The organism is Microcoleus sp. Pol8_D6 (assembly GCF_036700965.1).
Taxonomy (GTDB): Bacteria; Cyanobacteriota; Cyanobacteriia; order Cyanobacteriales; family Microcoleaceae; genus Microcoleus.
In genome coordinates this window covers 68,177-84,657 of record NZ_JAUBPW010000025.1, presented here as the reverse complement: position 1 = coordinate 84,657, position 16,481 = coordinate 68,177, and the positions used below count along the sequence as shown (strand labels likewise).

Annotated in this window: 15 protein-coding genes; 6 read left to right on the top strand and 9 right to left on the bottom strand. The window is 45.8% G+C overall.

Annotated elements, in window-relative coordinates:
• Positions 1-32: 32 nt before the first annotated feature.
• The gene (locus QUA10_RS12650) at positions 33-332 is read right to left on the bottom strand and encodes a hypothetical protein (protein ID WP_333082937.1); all 300 of its coding nucleotides are present in this window, start codon (positions 330-332) and stop codon (positions 33-35) included.
• A 2-nt stretch (positions 333-334) separates the two neighbouring features.
• Positions 335-952, bottom strand: a complete 618-nt coding sequence (locus QUA10_RS12645; protein ID WP_333082938.1) for an alpha/beta fold hydrolase — start codon at positions 950-952, stop codon at positions 335-337.
• A 317-nt stretch (positions 953-1,269) separates the two neighbouring features.
• Here QUA10_RS12645 and QUA10_RS12640 point away from each other — a divergent pair, with 317 nt between their 5' ends.
• A complete protein-coding gene (locus QUA10_RS12640; RefSeq protein WP_333082939.1) occupies positions 1,270-1,731 on the top strand; it encodes a hypothetical protein in 462 nt (153 codons plus the stop codon).
• Between the two features lie 104 nt (positions 1,732-1,835).
• Here QUA10_RS12640 and QUA10_RS12635 read toward each other — a convergent pair whose 3' ends face one another.
• The 5 genes from QUA10_RS12635 to sir all read right to left on the bottom strand — a co-directional run bounded on the left by QUA10_RS12635 (position 1,836) and on the right by sir (position 7,563).
• On the bottom strand, positions 1,836-2,993 hold the full coding sequence (locus tag QUA10_RS12635; RefSeq protein WP_333082940.1) for a tetratricopeptide repeat protein: 1,158 nt from the start codon (positions 2,991-2,993) through the stop codon (positions 1,836-1,838).
• A gap of 201 nt (positions 2,994-3,194) precedes the next feature.
• A complete protein-coding gene (locus tag QUA10_RS12630) occupies positions 3,195-3,947 on the bottom strand; it encodes a PPC domain-containing protein (RefSeq protein WP_333082941.1) in 753 nt (250 codons plus the stop codon).
• Positions 3,948-4,000: 53 nt separating this feature from the next.
• Positions 4,001-4,441 (bottom strand): lysozyme inhibitor LprI family protein, encoded by a 441-nt coding sequence (locus tag QUA10_RS12625; protein ID WP_333082943.1) that lies wholly within the window; start codon positions 4,439-4,441, stop codon positions 4,001-4,003.
• Between the two features lie 47 nt (positions 4,442-4,488).
• On the bottom strand, positions 4,489-5,310 hold the full coding sequence (locus QUA10_RS12620; RefSeq protein WP_333082944.1) for a 16S rRNA (uracil(1498)-N(3))-methyltransferase: 822 nt from the start codon (positions 5,308-5,310) through the stop codon (positions 4,489-4,491).
• 261 nt (positions 5,311-5,571) lie between these two features.
• Positions 5,572-7,563, bottom strand: coding sequence for a sulfite reductase, ferredoxin dependent (sir, locus tag QUA10_RS12615; protein ID WP_333082946.1), 1,992 nt, complete (start codon positions 7,561-7,563; stop codon positions 5,572-5,574).
• Between the two features lie 298 nt (positions 7,564-7,861).
• Between sir and QUA10_RS12610 the strand changes: the two genes are divergently transcribed.
• Entirely contained in the window at positions 7,862-8,110 is a 249-nt protein-coding gene (locus QUA10_RS12610) for a chlororespiratory reduction protein 7 (protein WP_333082948.1), read from the top strand.
• A 138-nt stretch (positions 8,111-8,248) separates the two neighbouring features.
• Here QUA10_RS12610 and QUA10_RS12605 read toward each other — a convergent pair whose 3' ends face one another.
• Positions 8,249-8,629: a hypothetical protein gene (locus tag QUA10_RS12605; RefSeq protein WP_333082950.1), complete on the bottom strand. Its 381-nt coding sequence runs from the start codon at positions 8,627-8,629 to the stop codon at positions 8,249-8,251.
• 106 nt (positions 8,630-8,735) lie between these two features.
• The gene (locus QUA10_RS12600) at positions 8,736-9,926 is read right to left on the bottom strand and encodes a glycosyltransferase family 4 protein (protein ID WP_333082951.1); all 1,191 of its coding nucleotides are present in this window, start codon (positions 9,924-9,926) and stop codon (positions 8,736-8,738) included.
• 785 nt (positions 9,927-10,711) lie between these two features.
• On the opposite strand from QUA10_RS12600, the gene QUA10_RS12595 reads away from it, so the two are divergent.
• The 4 genes from QUA10_RS12595 to QUA10_RS12580 all read left to right on the top strand — a co-directional run bounded on the left by QUA10_RS12595 (position 10,712) and on the right by QUA10_RS12580 (position 16,164).
• Entirely contained in the window at positions 10,712-11,737 is a 1,026-nt protein-coding gene (locus QUA10_RS12595) for an ABC transporter substrate-binding protein (RefSeq protein WP_333082953.1), read from the top strand.
• Positions 11,738-11,938: 201 nt separating this feature from the next.
• The gene (locus tag QUA10_RS12590; protein ID WP_333082955.1) at positions 11,939-13,483 is read left to right on the top strand and encodes a sugar ABC transporter ATP-binding protein; all 1,545 of its coding nucleotides are present in this window, start codon (positions 11,939-11,941) and stop codon (positions 13,481-13,483) included.
• A complete protein-coding gene (locus QUA10_RS12585; protein ID WP_333082957.1) occupies positions 13,480-14,484 on the top strand; it encodes an ABC transporter permease subunit in 1,005 nt (334 codons plus the stop codon). Before QUA10_RS12590 ends, QUA10_RS12585 begins: the two co-directional genes overlap by 4 nt.
• 48 nt (positions 14,485-14,532) lie before the next feature.
• Complete coding sequence (locus QUA10_RS12580) at positions 14,533-16,164, top strand: iron uptake porin (RefSeq protein ID WP_333082959.1); 1,632 nt, start codon at positions 14,533-14,535, stop codon at positions 16,162-16,164.
• Positions 16,165-16,481 lie beyond the last annotated feature (317 nt).

Genomic DNA, 16,481 nt, shown 5'->3' with positions numbered 1-16,481 from the left:
AGTGAAACAATCGCATCTATCACGGGATGGGATTATATTCTATCGGCACTAAATACTGTAGCATAATTTTGGAGAATGGGTATTACTAAACCGCCCATGCTCAATCCTACTATATCTAGATGCTGTTCTGGCGCAAAGGTTTTGTCTATATAATCTGCTATTTGTTGGGCTAATTCGTCTATGCTAGCGTTGCCCCAATGGGGCGAGAGATTGAGGGTGTAGACTGACCATCCTAGTTGGGTGAGGTAGGCAGACATTTTGTGAAAAATACCCGATTTTCTGAAGATTCCGTGAATTAGCAAGACAGGGTTGCGGCTGAAATTGCTATTCATTTTTAAGTAGGAATTTTCTGTTCAATAGGTGCTTTTAGTTCTTCAACTAATGCGTTAATACTTAGGGGTTCTGTCACCATTTGGCGGTGCAGTAAAACGTTGACTTTAACTTCTTTACCTACTGGCATTTGGGAGCTGTTCGCCGGTACAATCATTATGTCAAATGGCGTCCACATTGATGTAAAGTTTATGCGTTTGAGCATTGTCACATCTTGATTTAAATCGCGCAGCAAGCCACTATCGGGGCGCATATCCAGGTATCCTGGTAGGCGTAGGGAATAAGCGGTGAGGGTGCCGTGGTGGGGGGAAGATAGGGTGATGAAACGCTGTACGCGGTTGATTCCTCCGAGTCGCTGGACGTAGTAGCGACTAACGATGCCGCCCATGCTGTAGCCTACTATGTCTAAAGGCTGTTCGGGATCGAAGGTTTCAGAGATGTAGTCTGCGAGTTGCTTGGCCAGTAAGTCAAGGCTGAGGCTGCCGTCGTTGGGGGTGAGGTTGAGGCTGTGGACTGACCATCCGAGTTGGGTGAGGCGGGCGGACATTTTGCTGAAAATCATCTTTGTGTCCCAGATGCCGTGTAGGAGGATGACGGGATTGCGATCGAGCGAACTGTTCATTTGAAAAGAAAATTGCTTGGTGATTAAAGCATAAATCACTGCCCTAGGGAGTGTGACCCGTACTAGGACAGCTAGCGAATCGGATCGAAGTACGATCGACAATTAGTGGGAATTGCTAACAAATTCTGAGATACTTGTAAATAAGTGCAAAGCACTGCGAGTATTTATACCTAAAATTTGCTTTGATGAGCTAGCTTAGATATAGCCAAATGTAAATTTTGATGAATAAATGTAGACAAAGGTTGCCCTAGCTCGTAATCTAACTTTGTTGACAAGCTTGTACAAATTTCTCTAAAAGAACAAAAGGAGTAAGTCTAATGTTTGGTTTTATCAAAAATTTCTTCGGCGGTATTTTCGGCTTTTTTGCCAGACTGTTGGGTTTGAAAAAGTCTGAATATTTCCTAGATTTGGGCGAATCGGGAGCGAAGGAACCAGCAAAAGTTGCGCCTGCGAAGGCTGAGCCTGTTGCGATCGCACCGGCAAAAGTTGAGTCTGTTAAGTCTGAGAAGTCTGAGAAGTCTGAACCAGCTAAAAAGGCTAAGGTAGAGAAAAAGTCGAAGAAAGAAAACGAACCAGTCGCTAGCGTTCCTGCTAATAATGCAGCACCCGCGAAGGTACCGGCAGCGGCAGCAACTAACGGAAAAGTGCCGAGTCAAGCTGAACCGAATCGGACTTTTGCTCCTAATAATTTAATGCCGACACCAAATGGAAGCCGTCGGACCCCTGGCCCTAGCATGAACAATTTCCGGGAAATGGCCCGTCAGGTGAAAACGAAGTAGGAAATTGGGAATTGATAATAGGGAATTGGGCATTGGATGATTCCCAATGCTGACGTTAAAAAATTAAAAATGGGATTCCTCATTTTTAATTTGAACTATTTGTTCTATTCCCTATTTTCTTGGTTTCTGAGGAAAGCTAATCCGCTGTATAGGTGAAAAGCTGAGTCCCAAGGAGTTTCGGATTTGCGCTCGACTTCTATATGAGATTCGATTTTGCTCAACATATTAGTGTAATCGAGCACTGTCTCGGCAAAGGGCGTAAATTCTGACCAAACTGTAACGTCAAGCTGGCGATCTAATATTTCCAGTAAGTTATTCCAGTTAATTCGGGTGGTACTTTGAGGAATTTGGGGAGAGTTTTTGACTCTCGATGTTTTGTTTTTCTGGTTCGGTGAAGTGGGGAGCTCGGCTGAAGCTTTGGTGAAGTCAACTCCTTGTTGAAATTCGTAACTTTGGTCGCAAATTCGCAGAATGCAGTTTCTGCTGGGAATGTGTAAGTCACAGATTTGAGCGTAATCTTGCCTGATTTCTCTGTGGCGAAATTGCTCCTTTCTTCGGTTGGGGGAGTAGTCCATGACTTCGATGAACATCGGCAACAAGCCTTCTACTCTTTGGGTAACTTCTGACCAGTTAAATTCGATCGCACCGAGTCTATCGAGTTTATCTTTGCAAACAACGGCTGGGGAAGAGAGAGACTGGAAGTGTTGCACTCGGAAGATTTGGATTTTTTGAATATCGCTTAAGGTTGCCCAAAATACGGGAATGCCGGCGTTGAGGAGTTCTTGACCATAAATTCGGAGTGCGGCGATGGGGCCAGTTTTGTAGAGTCTCCAGCCGCGGCTTTGGATTTGCATCCGGGTTGTGTAGGCGTCGATTTTAAAGATTCTGCTGATATTTTGAATGGCGGCGGGTTTGTTTTCGGGACTCACGGGTTCGAGGATGAGGAGTCCGGGTTCGAGGTTGCTAGGGTCGTTTTTGGCGGTTTCTATGGCTTGTTGGCGGAGGTTTTGTTGTGCGGTTTCAATCCGTTGAATAGCTTGGCGGGTCTGGGAGACGATTTTGGGGTTGGTGATGTCGCGGAGTATTTGTTTATAGGTTGTTTGGGCTTTTCCGAGGTGGTTGGTGAGTTCGTAGTAGCGGGCAATATAGTATTGTACCCACGGATTTTCGGGGGATTCTTTTTGTAGTTGTTTGATGAGTTGGGCAGCTTGTTTGTAGTCTTTACCCTCTAGGGCGGCGGCTATTTGGTTGATGTCTGTCATGGCGATTGGGGGAATGGCGTTGTTTCTATCTTGGCTGATGTTTGGTTGGTTTCGCCACTGGTTAACAAATTTCGCTGTTATGTTAGTTTGGGATTTTGGGCTGTTGGGAAAAATTAAAATTTGGATTTTTTAACCGCAGATAAACGCGGATGAACGCGGATTTGTAGAGAGGGATGTTGAGTGGATGTAAAAAAATATAAGTTAAAGTTGATTGGAATTGATGCTTAAGCTGTAGGAACCTTTGCTTGTACGATCGCCTCCTTTAACAACTATTTTATAAGTGCCGTTACTAGGCAATTTTACGGTGAGTTGAGACTCTCGGCGATTCTGGGAGTTACCTGTTGTTTGGGCAATATTTTTGCCGCTGGTGTCGAACAGTGTTATGTTGTGGTCGAATGCTCTGCTTTTGAGCTCGATCGTAATAGATTGACCGGTCCGTCCTTGAAAGGTGTGTTCGCTGGGGTCGCCGTCTTTGAGGGTTCCCCGCTGCTGTAGGATGGAAAGGGAGGTGAGTTTTGGGCGATCGACATTGCTCAATTCTAAGCCGTAATTGGTCACTGGTGCTTCGGGGCCATTTCCTTCTCTGACTGCGATGATAAAGGCTGTTTTGTTGTTGGGATCTCGGACTATTTTGTCAATAAATTGGGATTGTATTTGTTTTGCAGTTAGAGGTTTAGGTTGGTTGAAGTTGGGTTGTGAGGTACAGAAAAGCACGGTTCCGTCTAGATAGCGGGCGGCGTAGAACCAGTAGTTTTGACCGTTCGTGGTAAATTCGTTTCTGCTAAAGATAGTAAATCTTTCAAGTTGCGGTAGTTGCTGATTGCGCTGGCAATTTTTATCGATGTAGATTTGGTTGGCTGATGGCTGTTGCTGGGCAAAAACTTGTGGTACGGTGGTAGTTACAATCGCTGAGATGACTGTGAGGGTAAGGGTGAAGGGCGAGCGGCTTTTCATAAATACTTGTTTCTATTTATTGTTGTCAGGTGTTGTACGGTCTACTTCCTATATTATCTTTGTTTTAAATAGTTTTCTAATTCCGCAGTGCGCTGTTTAGTCATGCGATCCAAACATTCACTGAGGAAACCTCCATAACCCGTACCGCCACGACTTGTATAAACTTCAAATTCACAGGTTTTATCTCTTAACTTAATCCACCCTAATTGTGCTTCAGAAAGTAGCGATCGCTCTTCGCCACTCAATTGGGGAATCAGTTGTTTGTAAACCTCGTTCAGCCGTTGATCCGAGGCTTCATACCTCAACCTAATACAAGTTCTGACTTGTGCATCTCCTTGAGGCCGATCGCAATTAATCTGTTGAGCAATGGGAAAAATCGGAGATTGTGCAGAAACTAATTGTGTACCGAAAATTGCCAAAAGCGCGTGAAGCGAAGCTATCCCGTAGGGAATCGACCAAAAGAGCGATCGACCTTTCCTCAACTCTATTTTCATTGCCCGTCAACCCACCTATATGATGAATTATTTGTTATTTGTTGATATTAGCACTTCTCAAATGCCGCGCCAACTAAAGATAAAGCCACAATCGGTGCTGTCACTGCTCTTAAAATTCTACTCCCCAAAGAAACAGCTTCAAAACCAAATTCGATCGCCCTTTCCACCTCACCGTCAGTCCATCCACCCTCCGGGCCAACAGCAATCACAATCGATAATTCTTCCCCATCTTGCTCCCCCTTTATGAAGGGGGGCTGGGGGGGATCGAAACCAGTCGCTCCATCTTGCTCCCCCCTTAACAAGGGGGGCTGGGGGGGTTCTAAACCCTTCAAACAATCCCACAAATGCCGATTTTCCCCGCGAGCAACACAAATAAATCGATATTTTTGACCGCAATCTTTCACAGCAAATTCAAACGAAATAGGCTCTAAAATGGTCGGCACAAATTGACGTTCCGATTGTTCCGCCGCCTCCGCAGCAATTCTTCTCCACCGATCGACTTTTTGATCACTGGGTTTGAGCAAAGTTCGATCGCTCGTTAACGGCACAATACTTGCCACACCCAACTCAGTCACTTGTCTCACAACCTCGTCAAAGCCGTTTCCCTTGGGCAATGCCGCCATCAAAGTAACTTCCACGGGTAGCTCCCTGTTCACAGCAATCTCCTCTGCTATGGAGGCAAATAACCCGGTTTCCCGTAATTCTAGGAATGCTAACCACCAATGTCCCCGTCCGTCCATTGCAATAAATCGATCGCCTGCTTGCAAACGTAGCACTCGATTTAAATAATGCTGCTGTTCTCTAGTTAAGTCGATTTTGCGATCGCAAATTTGAGCGGCAGTAATTGCTAATCTTTGTAATTGAGGCATTGAATTTGGGATTGTTCGTTTTCTATTAGAGATTTTTTTTATTTAACCACAGAGAACGCAGGGGGCGCAGAGGAAGAGAGGAAGAAAAGAGATAGACAGCCGGGGTTTCAACCGATCAAAAACAATAAAGGCAGAGCATCTACAACCGGAATTATCTTACAAATTCGGGTTTTTTTCTGCAAATGCTCTGCCTTTATATTACTTTTGCCAGCAGTCTATTGAATACAATCGAAAATCACAAATTGAAAATCGAAAATCGGCTTATCCTTCCTCCTTAATCTTCTTTAAAAAAGTGGAAATCGCTTCTGTAGCTAGCTGCGTGATTGGCTTGCCCTGACGGGCTGCTTCTTCCTTGAGCTCGTTGTAAATTTCATCGCGGACGCTAATTCGACGGCGGACTTTGCCACCGCCAGCAGTGGCAGTCTCGTTTTCATCGCCGTTACTAGACGTAACTTCTAATTCATTAATCTCAGTTGTCATCGAGTCAGCAGATTGGTAGTTGGTTACAAATTGACGGATAGATTCTAACCCGACGCGATCGCAAAAATTGCCAAAACTCTCGCTCAGTTGCCGTTTTTGCTTGAAATAAACAAAAATCGGCTCCAGAAAAGCTTCAAAATCCTTGACGTGCAGCTTTTCCTCAATTGGTTTTGCCAGCCGCGTTTGGTCGGGAGAACCGCCCAGCCAAATCTGGTAGGATTCCGGCGAACTCCCGACAAACCCCAATTCTGCCATATAAGGGCGGGCGCATCCATTTGGGCAACCAGTCATCCGCACCACCAAATGCTCGTCTTGCAAGCCAACTTTGGTCAAAAGTGCCCGAATCCGCTCTAAAATGCTCGGCATCACGCGCTCAGACTCGGTAATCGCCAGCCCGCAAGTCGGCATTGCCGGACACGCCATCCCATAGCGTACCAATGGGTCGATCGCAGTTTCTCGCTGAATGCCGCATCGATCGAGTATTCCCTGAATTTCTTGTTTAAGATCCGGCGAAATATCGTAAATCAGCACGTTTTGGTGTGGCGTCGCCAGTATCGGCAAGTTGTACTTCTGCACAATTTCCCGCAAAGCTGTTTTTAGCTGAAATGAACCTTCATCCTTAATCCGGCCATTATCCACAGAAATGCCGACAAACAGTTTACCGTCTCCTTGGTCATTCCAGCCCAAGAAATCAAAATACTTCCACTCAGGCAGCGGTTTAAAGGCTTCTAGCGGCTTGCCAAAATATTCGGCTACTTTTTCGCGGAACCACTGTACGCCTTTGTCGTTAATCAGGTACTTTAGTCGCGCGTGCCGTCTGTCTGTGCGATCGCCAAAATCTCTTTGGGTTGCTACAATTGCCTTGACCAAATCGTAAACATCATCTTTGGCAACATAGCAAATCTCGTCCGCCACCCGCGCAAAAGTCTCTTCTTTGTTGTGAGTACGGCCCAAACCGCCGCCAGCAAACACGTCAAAACCTTGCAAATCGCCAGCTTCATTGGTAATTACCACCAAGCTCAAATCCTGAGAGTACAAGTCAATTGAATTGTCTCCCGGCACGGTAACGGAGCACTTGAACTTGCGCGGCATATAATGGCTGCCGTAAATCGGTTCTTCTTTGTCGTCGCTAAAGATTGTGCCGTTGCCGTTTTTCTGTCTGGCGGCCTTCACTGCGGGGTCTTCCTCGGCCGAAACAGCTTTTTCGCCGTCCAGCCAAATTTCGTAATAAGCCCCCGTTTGCGGAGTCAGCAAATCCGCTACATTGTTGGCGTATTGGAGCGCATACTTGTATTCTGGGCGATTTTTGTACGGTGCTGGCGGTGCCATGACGTTGCGGTTCAAGTCGCCGCAAGCTCCCAAGGTTGACCCCATATTTTTAATAATTGAGGAAAACACTGCTTTAAGATTTTTTTTCAACACGCCGTGCAGTTGGAAACCTTGGCGCGTTGTAACGCGGATCGTGTGGTTGCCGTATTCTTCAGATAGCTTGTCTAAGGCTAGGTATAATTGCGGCGGAGTGAACCCGCCGGGATTGCGGGTGCGGAGCATGAACTGATAGTCTTTTTCTTGTCCTTTAACTCGATTGTCGCGGTTGTCTTGCTGGTACGATCCGTGAAATTTGAGAATCTGAATCCCGTCTTCGGTGAAGTGGGTAGTTTCTTGTAACAGTTCAGTCGCAACGGGTTCTCGTAAATAGTTGCTGCGTTCTTTCAGACCTTCTGATTTAGAGGGCTTGCGCGCAACTGGGGTTGAAGTGGAAGATGTGATCATGGGAATGTATAGTGCCAGTTATAATTAGATACAGCCGATCGAATATTTCTTGAAATTTTGACACTTGACAAATTTGCACTTGACAAATCTCCTCAGAAATGCTGTGTCGGATATGTTTACAACTCGGTTAACAAGTCAGTTAACAAGTAAGTTAATAACGGTAATCCGGTAGGAATTCTGATGTTGTTCAATTGTAACACGATCGAGCTGGGGCTGGAAAATTGTAATTAAGAGTTTATACTTTCGCTCGCTTAACTGCACGAAATTTTACAAATAATTAACCTCAACCTTTGAAACTATGTCACTGTATGACGAAGACACCTTTGTGGTGTTAGAAACAAACCAGCCAGAGCAGTTTTTGACTGCGGCTGAACTGTTAGAAAAGCTGAAAGCTGTGTTAACCGAGGAACACGAAGATTTGCCGCAGGACTTGCATAAAATATCTGGCGTGGAAGCTCAAGCCAAGTATTTAATTGATACTTATTGTGAATTAGATGTCGGGCAGGGAAAATATTTGCAGTGGTATGCAGTGCGCTTGGAAAAGTAATTTTGGAAATAGGGCAGCGCGCATAGGGCATTGGTTATTAGAACCAAAAAGTAACAAATAAAAAATAACAGGTAACAAGTAACACATAACCAATAACAACCAACTAATGCCCTATGCCCCATGCCCTATTCTTTCTAATTAATCTTCTAACTGTTGAACCGAGGATACTTCTACTGCGGTAACATCGATCGTACCGGGCGGTGTCAAGCGACTAAAATGACCTTCCTCTATTTTCAGAGGTTCGCCGCAGTTTGCACACTGAAACTGAGTTTGATTTAAAGCTGTAAATTCGTATTGACAAACTGGACAATTGTCCTCAATTAAATTGCGTTTCAGCCACCACTGAAGCGCGAAAAATGCAACCACAGGCGTCAGCAACAAAAAAGCTACTAGAATCAACACTGATTTAACTATCCAACCCAAACCAATTGACACCAACAAACACGCGATGCCCAGCAGTATCAGCCAATTACTAATACGGGGTAGCTTGAAAGATATTTTGGGGGTGCCTTGGTTCACGGTGGTCTCCTTGGGTGTCTTTGCAGGTAGGCATAACTCTATCCTACTCAGAAATTCAGGCGGTCGATCGAGTTAATTTTCCCATTGTACACCCAGAAACTGCTCTCTACGGCATAAGTTGATCTGAGTGAGAGGGTTGAAAAATTCCTTGTAAGGATTGACAAAGGGATTCAAAACTAAATCTTGCCAGGGTTTGTTCCCTCAACCAGTCGCGATCGCACCTTTTATCCTCTCCTCGCAGCATTTCCACACAAGCAACCGCTACTGCTGCTGAATCTCGGTGAGGAACTCGCCACCCCAGTTTACCATCTTGCAGCGGATCGGCTGACCCGTCCGCGTCCCCCGCGAGTACGGGTACTCCGCAAGCTAGCGCTTCCAAATAAACTATACCGAAGCCTTCCTGGGAGGGCATTACATAAGCATCGGCCAACTGGTAATGTGCTGCTAAATTTTCTGTCGGTACAAAACCCGCAAATATTACTCTTTCGGTAACTCCCAAATCATCAGCGAGTTTGACTAATCTAGAGCGATCGTCTCCTCTGCCAATAACTAAGTATTTCACATTCGGAAAAGTTTTGGCTATTTGCGGCAAAGCTTTGATTGTGACATCAACGCCTTTGTAACTATCTGTCGATCGCAATCTGGCTACAGTCATCAATATTTTAGCACCAAGCAAATTGTACTGCTCTAATAAATCCTGTGGCTTCGGCCCCGTGGTAAATATATTTTCATCTACAGTACAAGGCACTATTTGGAATTTTTCGGGATTTAAGTTGTTAATTTCGCAAGTACGCGCGGCGAAGCTATCCCGTAGGGAATCGCGTGTGTACCTGCTAATCGTCCAAATACTGTCAGCTTGTCTCATTGCTGTTTGATATTTGGGATCAAGCGGTTCCCAAACTTCCTTGCCATAAGTTAAAATTGTGTAGGGAATTCGCAGCGGCTGGCATAAAGTTTGAATTAGCGGTGCGAGTTTGATGTGACCGCAAAAAACCCGCTGTGGTCGTTTTTGCAGCAAGCGAGTTAGTAATACTGTAGCAAATTTAAGACGCCCCAACCAGGGATTCTCGGTTTTGAGGTAATAAAATTTCAGATTTTTTAATTCGTAAGGATTGTTGCAGTCTGGGGAATCTCGCAACAGCAAAACTTCAGCTTGTGGCGGCGAATTTGTCCCTGCGGTTATTGACGCATAAGCTTTGAAAATATCTTGAACGTAGGATTGAATGCCGCCTTCGCTAGCAAATATTTCTAGGAAACAGAATAGGTGATTTGTCGATCGCATCTCAGATTTACCCATTAACAGCGCAGACAATTATTTCTGTATAGTAACTTTGCAAAAAAGGGCGATCGCCATTATCCAGAGCTTTTAAACCATGTCATGATGACTGTAGTTGCAGGTTTTACAGCCAAATATTTGACTCGCCTAATCTCACAGTTGCTTTTGAGCGAAGCTCTGCTTTTTAACTAGGGCTTTTTAACTAGCTGCATGGGTGAGTGCGAAGCGTTGCTGTCAGTTTACTATGATCTACCGTTATTGACTGTAAACTTAATGATTTTTTACAATATCCTACCCCAAGCAAAATTTAAGATTTATTGAGTTGGTGCGGCACGCCCGACCAGACTGCGGATGAGCAGACAAGTGCCGATCGAGGATCTCGCATCTTTACTTTTTGGTAAAAGTATGGTATATCTAAAGATAGATATCGCTCCTGTGTTTAACTGTTATCATCAGCCAAGATAGAGAGTTAAATTAAATATGACTCTGCCAGCTTTTAAAAGCTATTTCTGAAATATTTGATCGAAAATATTCTCCTAAACTTTTTCTCAAAAAGTGAAAAAAATAATGCTCATAAAGCATTGAAAAAAATCCCGCTTGTTGATTGTTTTGGCAGCCAGGATAGAGATTGAATATTCATATCTTTTCCGTTTATAAAAGCAGTCTAATGAGCCGAGAGAGAAAGTTTTACGAGCAGAAAGAAACTAGGTTACGTACAATTATGTACGCAGAGAAGCCGCTCACCTAAAAAAATAGGTATTTGAGCTGAAACCTGACAAAAGCTCATGTTAGGTTGGCAACTTCATATGTACGAGGGACTCTCTCCAAACGAGCCTTTATTGGAGTTTGAGGTGAAACGAGTAACGATCGCACTCAGTCTTTTTAGTCTACTCAGCAGCACTCTGGCAAGTTGCACAGCCACTTCCCAGAACGCTCAAAACAGCATACAACCAAGCAACTCAGAACTTTCATCAGTTGCTGTAGCAGTCCGCGACCTCGGTAATCCATTCTTCGTACAAGTTGGCAAGGGCGCTGAGGCCGCAGCCAAGAAAATCGGCGGTGCAAACGTGAGGACAACTCTCGTTTCCAGCGGCGACGATTTAAATCAGCAATTTAATCAAATCGAAAACTTTATTGCCTCTAATGTCAGCATGATTGTACTCAATGCTGCGGACACCAAAGGCATTGCACCCGCTGTCGAAAAAGCCAAGCAAGCCGGAATTCCGATAATTGCAGTTGATACCGCCGCCGAGGGAGGCGTGGATGCCACAGTTACTTCAAATAACGTGCAAGCTGGCGAAGTAAGCTGTCAATATATAGCCGATCGCTTGAAAGGAAAAGGCAGCGTTGTGATTATCAACGGGCCTCCCGTCGCTTCAGTCGTCGAGCGAGTTCAGGGTTGCCAAAGTGTCTTCTCCAAATATCCCAACCTCAAGGTTCTTTCCAAAGATCAGAACGCTGAAGGCAGCCGCGATGGCGGGTTAAGAGTGATGAGCGATTTGCTTACTTCCTTCCCGAAAATTGATGCTGTTTTTGCAATTAATGACCCCTGTGCCATTGGTGCAGAATTAGCAGCCAAACAAGCACAAAGAAGCGAGTTCTTTATTGTGGGAGTCGATGGTGCACCTGAAGCTTTAGATGCGCTCAAACAGAACAACAGTCTCTTTGTGGCTACAGCAGCTCAAGATCCATTTCGCATGGCAGCCAAGGCCGTTGAAGTCGGTAACGACATTCTCAAAGGAAAAAAGCTAGCCAATCCAAACATTCTGATTCCAGTCGCGCTGATTACCCGCGAAAACGTCAATCAACATAAAGGCTGGACCAGCGAGTGACCTTCTTCGTGTCAAGTTAAGACTAAAACCCTTGAGGAATCCCGTTTTTCCCCGAGTCTAGATCCCCCTAAATCCCCCTTAAGAAGGGGGACTTCGATCGGAATCTTGTCCACCCCTTCGTAGGGGCGGTGCCCCCGTGCCCGCCTTGGCTAGGGGGGATATAAGTTTAATAGTCAAGCAGATTTCCTTACGGTATTTACAATGGTAAATAGCACTCAAGATTCAATTAACACTAAGCCCGTACTCGAAATGCAAGGTATTAAAAAAACCTTTCATGGTTTTATAGCCTTGCACGATGTAAATATCACCGTTTACCCAGGTGAAGTCCACGCCCTCATGGGGGAAAACGGTGCGGGCAAAAGTACGCTGATGAAAATTCTGGCGGGAGCCTACATAGCCGATGCAGGCGAAATCAGAATAGACGGCAAAGCTGTTAAGATGACAGACCCCGCTCAAGCCAGAGATTTAGGGATAGCGATTATTTATCAAGAACTCAATCTTGCCCCCAATCTGACAGTTGCTGAAAACATTTTTATGGGCAGCGAGCTGAAGAAAGGAGGTACATTTCTAGACCAAGATGAAATGCGGCGCAAGGCATCAGAGGTCTTGAAAAACCTCGATGCAAATTTTGAGGCGGGAGACCTGGTTTCTACACTTTCAATTGCCGAACAGCAGCAAGTCGAAATAGCTAGGGCGCTCAAACACAACAGCCGAATTTTAGTGATGGATGAGCCGACGGCCGCGCTTTCAGACCGCGAAACAGATAAGCTTTTTGAAGTGGTTCGCCGCTTGCGGAATGAGGGCATTGCTATTATTTATATCAGCCACAGAATGGCAGAAATTTATGCCCTTGCCGATCGCGTGAGCGTCATCCGAGATGGCGGATATATTGGCTCTCTTGAAAAGCACGAAATTTCTGCTAATCGTCTGGTGGAAATGATGGTGGGTCGTTCTTTACAGGATTTGTACGAACACAAGCATCAAATAACACCGGGTGCAGTTGTTCTTGAGGTAACAAATTTAAGCGACGGCCAGAAAGTAAAGCCGGCCAGTTTTCAACTTCATGCGGGCGAAATTTTGGGTTTAGCAGGTTTAGTTGGCGCCGGCAGAACAGAACTTGCCCGCCTAATTTTTGGTGCAGATCGAAAGGTAAGCGGTGAAATAAAACTGGAAGGTCGTCATCTCAATGTCTCGACACCCGATGAAGCAATGGCCGCCGGAATTGCTTACGTGCCAGAAGATCGCAAGGCTCTCGGACTATTTTTGGAGGCAAGTTCGGGTGAGAATATCACCATGAATGTCCTCGATCGAGAAGCAAAAGCTGGCATTATTAACTCAAATTTTTTGTTGAAAGTTGTCAATGATGCTATTAATAATTTGCAGATTCGCCTTGCAAGCCCTAGCATCAGGGCAATGGATCTTTCTGGGGGAAATCAGCAGAAGTTGCTGCTAGCGCGTTGGTTGGCTATCAACCCAAAGGTACTTTTGCTAGATGAACCGACGCGGGGTGTGGATATTGGCGCCAAAAGCGAAATTTATCGAATTATTAGCGATTTGGCAGCCAAAGGTGTAGCTATTTTGATGATTTCCAGCGAACTGCCGGAAATTGTGGGAATGAGCGATCGCGTCTTAGTGATGCGCGCAGGAAGCCTTGTCGGTGAAGTAGGCGGATCGACTGGGGAAAAGATTACGCAAGAAAACATTATGGCTTATGCCACTGGTGCAAAAGAGGTAGTAAAATCATGAGTCAAACGCAAACAAAAACCAGCAGAAGTTCAGGGAGCGATCGCCAAAAAGCCAGTAAAGCTCAAGCTTGGAGAAATTTTATCCAAGTAGCCGGCATCCTGCCGATTTTGATTGGCATCTGTATAATTTTTTCCCTGGTAACGCCCAACTTTCTTTCAGTAGGAAATTTGATCAATGTCATCCGGCAAGCATCGATCAATATTGTCCTAGCAACCGGCATGACTTTTGTGATTTTGACGGGCGGAATAGACCTTTCAGTCGGGTCAATTTTGGGCGTGACGGCAGTTGTCGGGGTGCTGGTTTCCTTAGTTCCAGGTCTGGGTTGGTTTGCCGTACCGGCTGCGTTAATAGCCGGAGTCTTTTTGGGATTGCTTAACGGCTCCCTAGTTGCGTATTTAGGTTTGCCTCCGTTCATCGTAACCCTCGGTTCTTACACAGCTTTGCGGGGAGTTGCTTATTTAGTAGCTAACGGCACTACAGTTATCAATAGAAATCTGAATTTTGCTTGGGTAGGTAACAATTATGTCGGCCCAATTCCCTGGTTGGTTATTATCGCTTTCCTCGCAGTTTTAGCGAGTTGGTTTGTCTTGCGACGGACTGTTCTAGGGAGGCATATTTATGCCGTGGGAGGCAACATTCGGGCAGCACGGTTGACAGGTATTAAGGTGAGTCGGGTGCTGTTATTTGTCTATGGCGTGAGTGGGTTGCTTTCTGGTTTAGGTGGAATTATGAGCGCGTCGCGCCTCTACAGTGCGACGGGAATGTTGGGGCAAGGCTATGAATTAGACGCGATCGCTGCTGTAATTTTGGGAGGAACGAGTTTCACAGGTGGAATTGGCACTATTTGGGGTACTTTGCTCGGGGCTTTAATTATTGCCCTGCTAAATAATGGACTAACTCTCATGAACGTGTCTTTCTTCTGGCAGTTAGTTGTCAAAGGTCTGGTGATAATTATCGCAGTAACGATTGACAAAGTTCGCACCGGTTCAAGCGCAGCGTAAAGGTATTGCTAATTCGGTGTATCGGTTCCTTATTCGGAGCTTTTTCTTATGCACATCCAGCATTTTTATCACCTAATTACTGCTTTTATCCTGGGTTCACCTGCTGTATTTCTACTAACATCATTACCAAGTTTTGCAGCACCAATTGAGAGATTAGTTGCTTCGGAACCGTTAAATACCTTGGCAGAAGACCCCTTCGCACAGGTTAATTCTGTCTCTCAACTCTCGGATGTAAAACCAACTGACTGGGCGTTTCAGGCGCTGCAATCTCTAGTTGAACGCTACGGCTGCATTGCCGGTTATCCCGACGGAACCTACAGAGGAAACCGCGCCATGACGCGGTACGAATTTGCCGCAGGATTGAATAGCTGTCTTGATCGAGTCAGCGAACTAATTGCTGCAGGAACAACCAACCTGATTACTGGGGAAGATTTAGCGATCGTCCAAAAGCTGCAAGCAGAATTTGCAACAGAATTATCGGTGTTGCGGGGTCGAGTCGATGCTCTCGATGCACGTACAGCAGAACTAGAAGCGAATCAGTTCTCGACTACGACGAAGCTGAATGCGGAAATTATCGTGGTGGTAACAGATACCTCGGGTAACAGTGTTGGGGATTCGCGCGATCGCACCAACACTATTGTTGCCAACCGGGGCCGATTAAATTTTGAAACCAGCTTCACCGGTCGCGATATGCTGAGAACCCGTTTGGAATTCGGCAACTTGGGCAGGATTGCCGACTATACGGGTACAAATATGACGGCCTTGAACTTTGATGGCAATGTCGATAACACAATCACCGTCCCTCACGTATTGTATGTCACCCCGCTGACCTCTAATCTGGCGCTGACCGTCGGCCCGACAGGTGTTGGGTATCCCGATATTACGGATTTGCTGACTCCTCCCACGATCGCCAGCGATAGTGAGGGAATTCCCTCGAAGTTCGGACAATACAATCCCCTCTACCGCCGGGGAGGTGGCGGTGCTGCTGTCAACTGGACGATCGTCAAAAACCTCACCCTGACTGTGGGCTATGTAGGCGGAAATCCCAATCTCTCGCAGCAAAGTAACGGTTTATTCAACGGTTCCTACAATGCTCTCGTTCAGCTTGCCTACCGGGGCGATCGCGGAGCCATTGGCGTAGCGTATTCTCGAACCTTTGCACCAAGCGGTAAAGCCGACCTCACAGGCGGTACGGGCAGTTTTCTGGCTGCGAGACCGTTTGGGGACAATATTGCTACCTCCAGTGATTCTGTAGGCGTACAAGGATTTTACCGCCTTGCCCCCCGGTTGCAAGTTCACGGTTGGGGCGTTTATACTCGCGCCCATGCAGAAAATTCTGGTGTTAGCAGCGTTTCTGATGGTAGAGGTGGCGTGGTTTTGCTAAATGTTGACGGTGACGATCGCGCCGATATTGTGTATGCAGCGATCGGGATAAGTTTCCCAGATGTGGGAGGTGAAGGCAACCTACCGGGGATTTTGGTGGGTTTGCCAGGTCGCGTGACGAGCAGTAATGTGCGCCGCGAGCGAGATACTTCCTATCACATTGAAGCTTTCTATCGCTTTCAGGTCAACGACAACATTTCCATCACCCCTGGTGTTTGGGCCGTTGTTAATCCTGAGAATGACAGCCGCAACGACACTCAATGGGTTTGGTTGCTTCGCACTGGCTTTAACTTTTAACACGAAACATATTTTAGTAACCTAGTCCAGGACGCAAAAACCCAGTTTCTTGACGTAATTGCCTCATTTGAGACGATAATCGCGAGAAACCGGGTTTTTTAGACTGATAGTGCATCCAAGGCTTCAATTCCATGCCACACAACAAAAAACCCCTACCATCGCTGGCTGGGGTAGAAAATTATCAGGGTGCATCTACTAATATTTGCAACTATAACATAGATTTGTGGGGTGTCACCCTCCAGGGGTGACACCCAACGAAGATTTTGAGTCAGAATAAATTATGATTCAATATGCCAATGATTAACAAAGCTGCTATA

Excerpts from the sequence above, each read along its gene's own strand:
- QUA10_RS12630 (WP_333082941.1), bottom strand. The coding sequence starts at position 3,947 with ATGAAAAGCCGCTCGCCCTTCACCCTTACCCTCACAGTCATCTCAGCG.
- sir (WP_333082946.1), bottom strand. The coding sequence starts at position 7,563 with ATGATCACATCTTCCACTTCAACCCCAGTTGCGCGCAAGCCCTCTAAA.
- QUA10_RS12580 (WP_333082959.1), top strand. The coding sequence starts at position 14,533 with ATGCACATCCAGCATTTTTATCACCTAATTACTGCTTTTATCCTGGGT.
- QUA10_RS12600 (WP_333082951.1), bottom strand. The coding sequence starts at position 9,926 with ATGGGTAAATCTGAGATGCGATCGACAAATCACCTATTCTGTTTCCTA.
- QUA10_RS12585 (WP_333082957.1), top strand. The coding sequence starts at position 13,480 with ATGAGTCAAACGCAAACAAAAACCAGCAGAAGTTCAGGGAGCGATCGC.
- QUA10_RS12595 (WP_333082953.1), top strand. The coding sequence starts at position 10,712 with ATGTACGAGGGACTCTCTCCAAACGAGCCTTTATTGGAGTTTGAGGTG.
- QUA10_RS12635 (WP_333082940.1), bottom strand. The coding sequence starts at position 2,993 with ATGACAGACATCAACCAAATAGCCGCCGCCCTAGAGGGTAAAGACTAC.
- QUA10_RS12590 (WP_333082955.1), top strand. The coding sequence starts at position 11,939 with ATGGTAAATAGCACTCAAGATTCAATTAACACTAAGCCCGTACTCGAA.
- QUA10_RS12610 (WP_333082948.1), top strand. The coding sequence starts at position 7,862 with ATGTCACTGTATGACGAAGACACCTTTGTGGTGTTAGAAACAAACCAG.
- QUA10_RS12650 (WP_333082937.1), bottom strand. The coding sequence starts at position 332 with ATGAATAGCAATTTCAGCCGCAACCCTGTCTTGCTAATTCACGGAATC.
- QUA10_RS12620 (WP_333082944.1), bottom strand. The coding sequence starts at position 5,310 with ATGCCTCAATTACAAAGATTAGCAATTACTGCCGCTCAAATTTGCGAT.
- QUA10_RS12625 (WP_333082943.1), bottom strand. The coding sequence starts at position 4,441 with ATGAAAATAGAGTTGAGGAAAGGTCGATCGCTCTTTTGGTCGATTCCC.
- QUA10_RS12640 (WP_333082939.1), top strand. The coding sequence starts at position 1,270 with ATGTTTGGTTTTATCAAAAATTTCTTCGGCGGTATTTTCGGCTTTTTT.
- QUA10_RS12645 (WP_333082938.1), bottom strand. The coding sequence starts at position 952 with ATGAACAGTTCGCTCGATCGCAATCCCGTCATCCTCCTACACGGCATC.